The organism is Kribbella albertanoniae (genome assembly GCF_004348455.1).
Taxonomy (GTDB): domain Bacteria; phylum Actinomycetota; class Actinomycetes; order Propionibacteriales; family Kribbellaceae; genus Kribbella; species Kribbella albertanoniae.
In genome coordinates, this window is record NZ_SMKA01000023.1 from 47,822 (window position 1) to 57,909 (window position 10,088).

Annotated in this window: 8 protein-coding genes; 3 read left to right on the forward strand and 5 right to left on the reverse strand. The window is 69.3% G+C overall.

What is annotated here, in order from left to right; translation table 11 throughout:
* The first annotated feature begins 65 nt into the window (after positions 1-65).
* Together E1261_RS08645 and E1261_RS08650 are read left to right on the forward strand one after the other, a co-directional pair.
* Positions 66-4,667, forward strand: a complete 4,602-nt coding sequence (locus E1261_RS08645; RefSeq protein WP_132404573.1) for an ATP-dependent helicase — start codon at positions 66-68, stop codon at positions 4,665-4,667.
* Positions 4,660-5,463, forward strand: a complete 804-nt coding sequence (locus tag E1261_RS08650) for an Fpg/Nei family DNA glycosylase (RefSeq protein ID WP_132404575.1) — start codon at positions 4,660-4,662, stop codon at positions 5,461-5,463. The genes E1261_RS08645 and E1261_RS08650 overlap by 8 nt, the downstream gene beginning before the upstream one ends.
* On the opposite strand, the gene E1261_RS08655 is transcribed toward E1261_RS08650, so the two are convergent.
* Positions 5,460-5,780: a hypothetical protein gene (locus E1261_RS08655; RefSeq protein ID WP_132404577.1), complete on the reverse strand. Its 321-nt coding sequence runs from the start codon at positions 5,778-5,780 to the stop codon at positions 5,460-5,462. The genes E1261_RS08650 and E1261_RS08655 overlap by 4 nt on opposite strands.
* A gap of 630 nt (positions 5,781-6,410) precedes the next feature.
* Between E1261_RS08655 and E1261_RS08660 the strand changes: the two genes are divergently transcribed.
* Positions 6,411-6,872 carry a DUF4262 domain-containing protein gene (locus tag E1261_RS08660; protein ID WP_132404579.1) on the forward strand — a complete coding sequence of 154 codons (462 nt, stop codon included), beginning with the start codon at positions 6,411-6,413 and terminating at the stop codon, positions 6,870-6,872.
* A 56-nt stretch (positions 6,873-6,928) separates the two neighbouring features.
* Here E1261_RS08660 and E1261_RS08665 read toward each other — a convergent pair whose 3' ends face one another.
* The 4 genes from E1261_RS08665 to E1261_RS08680 form a co-directional block, all read right to left on the reverse strand.
* Positions 6,929-7,219 (reverse strand): helix-turn-helix domain-containing protein, encoded by a 291-nt coding sequence (locus E1261_RS08665; RefSeq protein WP_132404581.1) that lies wholly within the window; start codon positions 7,217-7,219, stop codon positions 6,929-6,931.
* Between the two features lie 163 nt (positions 7,220-7,382).
* Positions 7,383-7,874 (reverse strand): CinA family protein, encoded by a 492-nt coding sequence (locus tag E1261_RS08670; RefSeq protein ID WP_202874488.1) that lies wholly within the window; start codon positions 7,872-7,874, stop codon positions 7,383-7,385.
* Positions 7,875-8,112: 238 nt separating this feature from the next.
* Positions 8,113-8,727 carry a CDP-diacylglycerol--glycerol-3-phosphate 3-phosphatidyltransferase gene (pgsA, locus tag E1261_RS08675; protein WP_132404585.1) on the reverse strand — a complete coding sequence of 205 codons (615 nt, stop codon included), beginning with the start codon at positions 8,725-8,727 and terminating at the stop codon, positions 8,113-8,115.
* A partial coding sequence (locus E1261_RS08680) for a radical SAM protein (protein WP_238176082.1) occupies positions 8,724-10,088 on the reverse strand: 1,365 nt, incomplete at its 5' end. The genes E1261_RS08680 and pgsA, both read right to left, overlap by 4 nt.

The following is a 10,088-nucleotide window of genomic DNA, read 5'->3' on the forward strand; positions in this document are numbered from 1 at the left end:
ATGCTCAGGAGATCGGGGTGGTGGGGCGGGGAAGGTATCGAAAACTGTCGGAGGCACCCGGCAAGATGGTCAGCGTGAAGAAGACCAGTGCGTTGAGCCGGTTCTCGCCCGCCACGCGGGCGTGGTTCGGCGACGTCTTCGAGGCGGCCACCCCGGCCCAGCTCGAGGCGTGGGACGCGATCACCGCGGGCCGGGACGCGCTGGTGGTCGCCCCGACGGGCTCGGGCAAGACACTGGCCGCCTTCCTCTGGGCGCTCGACCGGCTCGCGACGAATCCCCCACCGGAGGATCCGAAGCTGCGCTGCCGGGTGCTCTACGTGTCACCGCTGAAGGCGCTGGCCGTCGACGTCGAGCGCAACCTGCGGGCACCGCTGATCGGGATCCGGGAGACCGCTCGGCGGCTCGGCGAGGCACCGATCGACGTCGAGGTCGCGGTGCGTTCCGGAGACACTCCGGCTGCCGACCGACGGCGCTTCGCGACCCGCCCCTCCGACGTGCTGATCACCACCCCGGAGTCCTTGTTCCTGCTGCTCACCTCGCAGGCGCGCGAGTCGCTACGCGGCGTCGACACGATCATCGTCGACGAGGTGCACGCGGTCGCCGGGACGAAGCGGGGCGCTCACCTGGCGCTGACGCTCGAGCGGCTCGACGCACTGCTGCCGAAGCCGGCGCAACGAATCGGGCTGTCGGCGACGGTGCGGCCGGTCGAGGAGGTCGCCCGGTTCCTCGGCGGCGAGCGACCGGTGACCGTGGTCCAGCCGAAGTTCACCAAGCAGTGGGATCTCAGCGTCGTCGTGCCGGTCGAGGACATGGCCGAGCTGGCGAGCACCGAGCTGGAGACCTCCGGTTCGGCTGCCGGGCCGCCGCAGCACGCCTCGATCTGGCCGCATGTCGAGGAGCAGGTCTTCAATCTGATCGAGCAGCACCGCTCGACCATCGTCTTTGCGAACTCGCGCCGTCTCGCCGAACGTCTGACTGCCAGGCTCAACGAGATCGCCGCCGAGCGGGCCGAGCTCGAGCTGGCCGAGGAGGGTTCACCGGCGCAGATCATGGCTCAGTCCGGCGCCTCGCTGGCTGCCCCGCCGTTGATCGCCAAGTCGCACCACGGCTCGGTCAGCAAGGAGCAACGGGCGCTGATCGAGGCGGATCTGAAGTCCGGCCGCTTGCCGTGTGTGGTTGCGACGAGCAGCCTCGAGCTCGGCATCGACATGGGCGCGGTCGACCTCGTCGTACAGGTCGAGGCGCCGCCGTCGGTTGCGAGCGGTCTGCAGCGGGTCGGTCGGGCCGGCCACCAGGTCGGCGCGGTGTCGCGCGGTGTGCTGTTCCCGAAGTTCCGCGGTGACCTGATCGACACCGCCGTCGTGGTGCAGCGGATGCGTGACGGGCTGATCGAGAGCCTGCACATCCCGGCCAATCCACTCGACGTGCTGGCGCAGCAGATCGTGTCGATCGTTGCCCTCGACACCATCGACGTCGACGAGCTCTTCACTCTGGTACGACGCTGTGCCCCGTTCGCGACGTTGCCTCGCTCGGCGTACGACGGGGTGCTCGACATGTTGTCCGGCCGCTACCCGTCGGACGAGTTCGCCGAGCTGCGACCGCGGATCGTGTTCGACCGGGTCAGCGGGGAGATCTCCGGCCGGCCCGGTGCCCAGCGGCTGGCGGTGACCAGCGGCGGCACGATCCCCGACCGAGGGCTCTTCGGCGTCTTCCTGGTCGGCGAGTCGACCAACCACCGCGTCGGCGAGCTGGACGAGGAGATGGTGTACGAGTCGCGGGTCGGCGACGTCTTCACCCTCGGCGCTTCGAGTTGGCGGATCGAGGACATCACCCACGACCGGGTGCTGGTCTCCCCCGCGCCCGGGCAGCCGGGGCGGTTGCCGTTCTGGAAGGGTGACGCTGTCGGCCGCCCGGCTGAGCTCGGTGCGGCGACAGGTGCCTTCGTGCGCAAGATGGCTTCGCTGCCGACCGCCAAGGCAGTCGAGCGTGCGCGCGCTGCGGGCCTGGACGAGTATGCGGCGAACAACCTCGTCTCCTACCTGGCCGAGCAGCGCGAAGCGACGAGCCGGGTGCCCGATGACGTGACGATTCTCGTCGAGCGTTTCCGCGATGAGCTCGGCGACTGGCGAGTCTGCATCCATTCGCCGTACGGCGGTCAGGTGCACGGACCGTGGGCCTTGGCGATCGCGGCCCGGTTGCGCGAGCGGTACGGGATGGATGCGCAGTCGGTGTCCGGTGACGACGGGATCGTGCTGCGGCTGCCGGAGACCGATGAGCCGCCACCTGGCGCCGACCTGGTGCTGTTCGATCCGGCGGAGATCGAGGATCTGGTCACCGCCGAGGTCGGTGGATCGGCGCTGTTCGCAGCGCGCTTCCGTGAGTGCGCTGCGCGAGCCCTGCTACTCCCCCGGCGGAATCCTGGCCGCCGGTCACCGCTGTGGCAGCAGCGTCAGCGCTCGGCACAGCTGCTCAGCGTTGCCAGCAAGTACGGCTCGTTCCCGATCGTGCTCGAGACACTGCGTGAGGTTCTGCAGGACGTCTACGACCTGCCGGCGTTGAAGGACCTGCTGACCGGTATCGGCGAGCGCCGGATCTCTGTGGTCGAGGTGGAGACCCCCGAGGCGTCACCGTTCGCGAAGTCGCTGCTGTTCGGCTACGTCGGCGCCTTCATGTACGAGGGCGACACACCACTGGCCGAGAAGCGAGCGGCCGCACTGTCATTGGATCAGAGTCTGCTGTCCGAGCTGCTCGGTCGCACCGAGCTGCGGGAGCTGCTGGACGCCGAGGTCGTGTTGCGGACCGAGGCCGAGCTGCAGCGCCTCGCTGAGGACCGGCGTGCGCGCGACGCCGAAGGCCTGTTCGACGTACTGCGTCTGGTCGGGCCACTGTCGGTGTCCGAGGCTTCGCAGCGTTGTGTCGACGACGCGGATGCCGAGTCCTGGTTGACGGATCTGGCCGCGGCGCGCCGAGTGGTCCGCGTACGGATCGCCGGTGAGCACCGGTGGGCGGTCGTCGAGGACGTGGCACGGCTGCGCGACGCGCTGGGCGTGCCGCTGCCGCCCGGGATCGCGGAGGCGCATGCTGAGCCGGTCGCCGATCCGCTCGGCGATCTCGTCTCTCGGTATGCGCGGACGCACGGTCCGTTCCGGGCCATCGATCTGGCCACTCACCTGGGGATCGGCGTGGCGGTTGTCAGTGAGGCCCTGCGCCGGCTGGCTGCTGCCGGTCGCGTCGTCGAGGGCGAGTTCCTGCCTGGTGGCATCGCGATGGAGTGGTGTGACAGCGAGATTCTCCGGCTGTTGCGCCGCCGTTCGCTCGCTGCGCTGCGCAAGGAGGTCGAGCCGGTCGACCCGTCCGCGCTGGCTCGCTTCCTGCCCGCCTGGCAGGGAATCACGAGCAGCCGCGGCCGTGGGTACGACGTACTGCTCGGAGCCGTCGAGCAGTTGGCCGGATGCGCCGTACCGGCGTCGGCTCTGGAGTCGATCGTGCTGCCGTCGCGGGTGCCCGGATACCAGCCATCGATGCTGGACGAACTGACCGCGACCGGTGAAGTGGTGTGGGCGGGTTCGGGGTCGTTGCCGGGGACCGACGGCTGGGTGTCGCTGCATTTGGCCGACAACTGCGATCTGACGTTGCCCGATCCGGATCCGTCGTTCGAGATCGGTGACACTCATCAGGCTGTCCTCGATGCGCTGTCGGGCGGAGGTGCGTACTTCTTCCGCCAGCTCAGCGATGCGGTGGGCACGGCGGCCGGAGCGGTGGACGACGAGACGCTGGTGACGGTGCTGTGGGATCTGGTCTGGGCGGGGCATCTCTCCAATGACACGCTGACGCCGGTGCGATCGCTGGTCGGTGGCGGTCGAGGTACTCATCGCACCCGTCGAGCAACGCCGCGTGCGCGACCAGGACGCCCAGTGCGGCCGGGTCGGCCAGCGATGCCCGCACGCAGCGGACCACCGACTTCCGGCGGACGCTGGTCGTTGCTTCCGGCCCGCAACGAGGACACGACCCGGCGGGCCCATGCGGCCGCCGAGACCTTGCTCGACCGGTACGGGATCGTCACCCGGGGCTCGGTGATCACCGAGCGGACTCCCGGCGGGTTCGCCGCTGTTTACAAAGTGCTGAGTGCCTTCGAGGAGTCCGGTCGCTGCCGTCGCGGGTATTTCGTGGCCGGCCTGGGAGCTGCGCAGTTCGCACTGCCAGGCGCGGTCGATCGACTTCGGGCGCTGGCTGAGCTGCCGGGTTCGCTCGGCAGTGCGGGTGGCGCCAGACGCGGGCGGCGCGATGAGGAGCCGGCGACGCGGGCCGTCGTACTGGCTGCATCCGATCCGGCAAATCCGTACGGGGCTGCGCTGCCGTGGCCCGAGCGTACCGGCGCCAACGGGCATCGGCCCGGGCGGAAGGCCGGTGCTCTGGTCGTCATGGTCGACGGGCAGCTCATCGTGTACGTCGAGCGCGGCGGGCGGACCGTGCTGAGCTTCACCGAGGACGTCGATCTGCTGCAGCCCGCCGTCGATGCGCTGGCGCTGTCGATCAGGGACGGTCAGCTGGGGAAGCTGAGTGTCGAGACGGCGGACGGCGAGCAGGTTCGGCACACGGCGTTTGGGGATGCCTTGGCCAAGGCCGGCTTCCACGCGACTCCACGGGGGCTCCGGCTCCGTGCCTGAGGGTGACACCGTCTGGCGGGCCTGCAAGCGCCTCGATCAGGCGCTCGGCGGGCAGGAGCTGATCCGGACGGACTTCCGGGTCCCGACACTCGCGACCACCGACCTCAGCGGCCGGACGGTGATCGAGGTCGTTGCTCGCGGCAAGCATCTGCTGATGAGGCTGTCCGGCGGACTCACGCTGCACAGCCACTTCCGAATGGACGGCAGCTGGCATCTGTACCGACCAGGTGAGCAGTGGCGTGGTGGACCCACCCACCAAGTGCGCGCGGTGCTCGAGACAGCACCCTGGACGGCCGTGGGCTATCGCCTGCCGGTGCTCGACCTCGTCGCCACCGAAGCGGAGGGCACCGTCGTCGGCCACCTCGGCCCGGACCTCCTGTCACCCGACTTCGACCGCGACCATGCGATCGCAAACCTGCAGACCGAACCGGACCGCACCATCAGTGAGGCGCTCCTCGATCAGCGCAACCTCGCCGGGATCGGCAACTTCTACCGCACCGAGGTCTGCTTCCTGCTCGGGCTGCATCCATGGCTGCCGGTCTCGGCGGTCGACATCGCGGCAGCCGTCGACCTGAGCCGCCGGCTACTGAAGGCCAACCTGCGCAACGGCGCCCAGGTCAGCACCGGCAACGACCGCCCCGGCCAGCGCACCTGGGTCTTCGAGCGCGCCGGCAAACCCTGCCGCCGCTGCCGGACCACGATCAGTACGGCGACGATCGGCGAGCCACCGCGGGACCGGATCACCTACTGGTGCCCGGCCTGCCAGCCAGAACCCAAGGATCGGGCGACCTGCTAACCAGGGACTGTCTTGCGGCTGGTATCAACTTTGGGGCTCGGGTAGACGAGCGGCGCGAGGATCCGGGCGGCGCGGCTGCCGCCCGCGACGGCCTCGGCTACGAGCGCTTCCTCGATCAGGTCCGCGGTCGTCTGGTCGGCCTCAGCGCAGTGCTCTTCGTAGAACTTTCGAGCAGCGCCGGACTTGTCCTGCAGGAGAGCGCTCGAGATGACGGCTGCCAACGGGTTCGCGCCGGCAGTGCCGGCCCAGCCGATGCAGTCTCCGTCGGCCTGGGCAGCCTCTGAGCAGTCGACCGATTCAGCCTGGTTATCGCTCATGGACCGCAGCATAGGGACCGGTCGGCCTCCGATCGCTGTTGGCGGCCGGGAGGCAGGATGCCCGCCGAAGTCGAGGCCGTGCGCCTTGACCTGCCGGCCCACGGCCGCACCTGTACACCGGCTGGGTCCCCGCCCCATTTCGAGGACCCGGCCGACTCGACCGCAGAAACCTCACAGTGCCACCAAATGAGGTTCTCCTGTCCGATGTGTGGGTGATTTGCCGCCGCGCCCGTCACAACGTCCGAAGAACCGGAGACGGGCCCTCCGATCCTTCGGACGTTAGCTCGGAGCAGCGATTAACGTCCGAACAGCCGGAGACGAGCCCTCCGGATGTTCGGACGTTGTGGGTACGGCGCTCTGCTGGCCCGCGTGCAGGTGTGCCGGGTGTACTGCGGTCACCAACTGGGGACCTCGGACATCTGATGGCGTGTCCGGGGGCCCCAGTAGGTGTACGCGGTTCGGCAGTTCGGCTGGTCGCCGCGCTGGCTGGGGAGTTCTGCCCGTCGTTTTCGGGAGGTACGACTCCCCAGCACCACGGACGAACCGCCTGCGGAACACCGCTCCAACTGGGCTGTGGACAACTTCGGTCGCGGGGCGGGAGGTGGATATCTTCTCTGCTGCATCGAACATGTGTTCGACTGGGAGGAGAAGGTGATGTGTGACGTTTGTGGTGGGATCAACGTGCCGGAGTTCTCGCGCTCGATCGAGGCGAAGGTCCGGACGTACGGCTGGACCGTGGTGTACATCCAGGGGGACGGCGAGCGGAATCCGGGGTTCGGGTACACGATCGGGCTCACGCAGTACGACCATCCCGAGATCATCGTGTTCGATCCGGTGTCGGCCTCGGCCTATCTGAGCCTGAAACCGCTGGCTTCGGCCGTGCTCGAGGGCAACACCTTCGGCGAGGGTGATGATCTGACGGCGTTCTTCCCTCCACCGGAGCGTGCCGAGCTGCTGGAGTTCCCCGATTCGGGGATCCATCTGTTCACGGCCAACAGCATCTTCCGGGCCGCGGGCGATCCACCATTGCCCGTACTACAGCTTGTGCGGCCAGGGCTGCCTGCCCTGCTGAGCCGGCGCGGGGGTCGCTGATGACAACAGCAACCGGCCGCTCCCGGTCTGCCGGGACGGCCGGATGTCGGCGACGGTCAGGCCGCGGAGGCCACGACCTCCGGCTCGATGGCCGGATGCGCCAGGACCAGGGCCTCTTCACGGGCCAGGTCTTCGCTCACCTCGGCGAACACGGCCGAGAGCGGAACTTCCAGGGCCATGCAGATCGCCGCCAGCAGCTCGCTGGAGGCCTCCTTCTGGCCGCGCTCCACCTCGGACAGATAGCCGAGACTGACGCGTGCATCGGCAGACACCTCGCGAAGAGTGCGCCCCTGGCGCAGCCGCTTGCGCCGCAGGACGTCGCCCAGCAGGCCACGAACCAGCACCATGAGGTTTCTCCCTTCCGCCTGTCCGGTCGTTGCTACTCGCACCGTAGCCCGACCGTGGGAACCAACGGTACCTGTTGCCGGGTCACTACTCCTCGCAATGTCCACCTTCGGTGCGCCGTGCCAGTCTGCCTTACCTGTTCCCATGCTGGTCTCAACACCCCGTTCAGTCGAGTTCTTCCGCCACAAGTGTCGCTACGAGCTCCAGTGCGGCCACCACAGTGCCCTGCCGGACTGCGCTCCGGTTCCCACTCAGCTGCAGCTTGCGCACCTGCACAGACCCCGGTCCGGCCGCCGCGACGTACACCGTGCCCGCCTCGACCCCCGCCTGGGGGTCCGGGCCGGCCACACCGGTCGTGGCAAGCCCGTAGGTGGCCTCCAGACGCTCTCGCACGCCGGTGGCGAGCGCTGCTGCAGTATCGGGGTGAACCGGGCCCACAGCGTCCAGAAGGTCCTGAGGAACGCCCGCAAGCTTGGCCTTCAGGTCCGTCGCGTAGACCACCACACCACCCCGGTACACCGCAGACACCCCCGCCACGTCGGTCAGAGCCGCACCAACCATCCCCCCGGTCAACGACTCAGCAGTCGCCAAAGTCTCGCCCCGAGCCTTCAGAACTCCGACCAACCACTCGACCCCACCTACCCCGGTGCTCTCCATCCCTCCATTCCACCCCATCGCCAGCCCACAGACAGTGGCCGGTGTGGCGGACACCCACACCCACCGGCGGTACGGCGCCCGCTCCGTCGCGCGGGTACTCCGTGGATGTCGGTCGCGCGGGTGCTCCGCGGATGCCCGTCGCGCGGGTACGTCGTGGACGTCGGTCGCGCGGGTGCCCCGTGGATATCCGGCGCGGTGCCCCGTGAACGTCCGTCGCGCGGGTGCTCCGGGGATGCGGTTACGGGAGGGGGTGTTTGGCGGCGGCGCGGAGGCGGAGGGCGCGGATCAGGTAGTCGACGCCGGTGATCAAGGTGACGGCTACGGCGGCGGTCATGAAGAGGATGGCTGTCCAGTGCAGGAGGCCGAAGGACTGCCACGGAAGGAGGTAGAGGCCGAGGGCGATCGCCTGGAGGACGGTCTTGAGTTTGCCGCCGCGGCTGGCGGGCATGACGCCGTGCCGGATGACCCAGAAGCGGAGGGCGGTGACACCCCACTCGCGGACCAGGACGACGACGGTGACCCACCACGGGAGTTCACCGAGAAGGGAGAGGCCGATGAAGGCGGCTCCGGTGAGTGCCTTGTCGGCGATCGGGTCGGCGATCTTGCCGAAGTTCGTGACCAGGTTCCAGCGGCGCGCGATGTCACCGTCGAAGCGGTCGGTGACGATCGCGAACACGAAGGCGCCGGTGGCGAGCAGGCGGGTGCCGGTGTCGTTGCCGTCGTGGCGGAGCAGCAGCCAGACGAACAGCGGAACCAGGACGAGCCGCAGCACGGTGAGCGCGTTCGGGACGTTCCAGGCGCTCGGCGCGTGGATCCGCCCGGCCTGCGGAACCGGGTTCGGCTGGTTGGTCACGCGGTCAGGTTAGCGGCCGGACGGTCGTCCTGGGGATTCACCACCGCGGCGAACTCCGCGATCAGGTCGACACCGTCGCTGCCGACCACCTTCGCGGAGACCAGATCACCGATCCGGACGCCTTCCGGGAGCCCCACCAACGTCGTCGAACCATCCACCTCAGGACCCTGGTGAGCGGCGCGCCCCTCACCGGACTGCCCAGCTACAACTGCATCGCCGGAGGTGCCGGCGTGCGCTGCGTCGGTGGTAGCTGATGCGCTGTCCGGCGTCTCGGTCTCGGCGGTGTCGAGGGATTCGACGAGGACCTCGACGAGCTCGCCGATGCGGGACTCGGCGCGGGCGGAGGTGAGGTCTTCGGCGAGGCGGGTGACGCGGTCGAGGCGGGCGGCGATGGTGTCCTCGTCGAGTTTGCCGTCGTAGGTCTCGGCCTCGGTGCCGTCCTCGTCGGAGTAGCCGAAGACACCGATCGCGTCCAGGCCGGCCCGGGAGAGAAAGTCGCAGAGGATGTCGACGTCTTCCTCGGTCTCACCGGGGAAGCCGACGATGACGTTGCTGCGGATGCCGGCGGCCGGGGCGGCGGCGCGGACCTGGGCGATCAGTTCGAGGAAGCGTTCGGAGTCGCCGAAGCGGCGCATCCGGCGCAGGAGTGGGCCGGAGGCGTGCTGGAAGGAGAGATCGAAGTACGGGACGACGCCCGGAGTCGACGTCATCGCGGCGAGCAGCGTCGGGCGCATCTCGGCGGGCTGCAGGTACGAGACGCGGACCCGGGTGATGCCGGGGACCTCTGCGATGTCGGCGACGAGGGTCTCCAGGAGACGGAGGTCGCCGAGGTCCTTGCCGTAGGAGGTGGAGTTTTCGGAGACCAGGAAGAGTTCGCGGACACCGTTCTCCGCGAGCCAGTGGGCTTCGCCGAGGACCTCGGTGGGGCGGCGGGAGATGAAGGCACCGCGGAACATCGGGATCGCACAGAACGCACACCGGCGGTCACAACCCGAGGCCAGCTTCAGCGGCGCCATCGGGCCACCGTCGAGCCGGCGTCGCATCACCCGCGGGCCACTGGCCGGAGCAGACGCGAGATCAGGCGCGTCGATCTTCAGTTCCTCGCGGGCGCCGGAGGAGCTGACCATGCGGCCCTTCAACGGCTGGCCGCTCGTTGCGCCGGCGCCGGCAGCCGTCTCCGGGGTGCTGGAGTCGGCGGCGCCGTTGGTGCCAACCGGCTTGAGCGCCGACGGGACGTGATCCCCGAGCGCGCCTGCAACGGCACCCGAGGAGCCGGGGCTCGCGGCGGGGCCGTGGTCGCCGTGGCCGGGGGTTGCTACTGGGGTGGCTGACTGGCGGGCGGCGGGGCTCAGGGGAAGGAG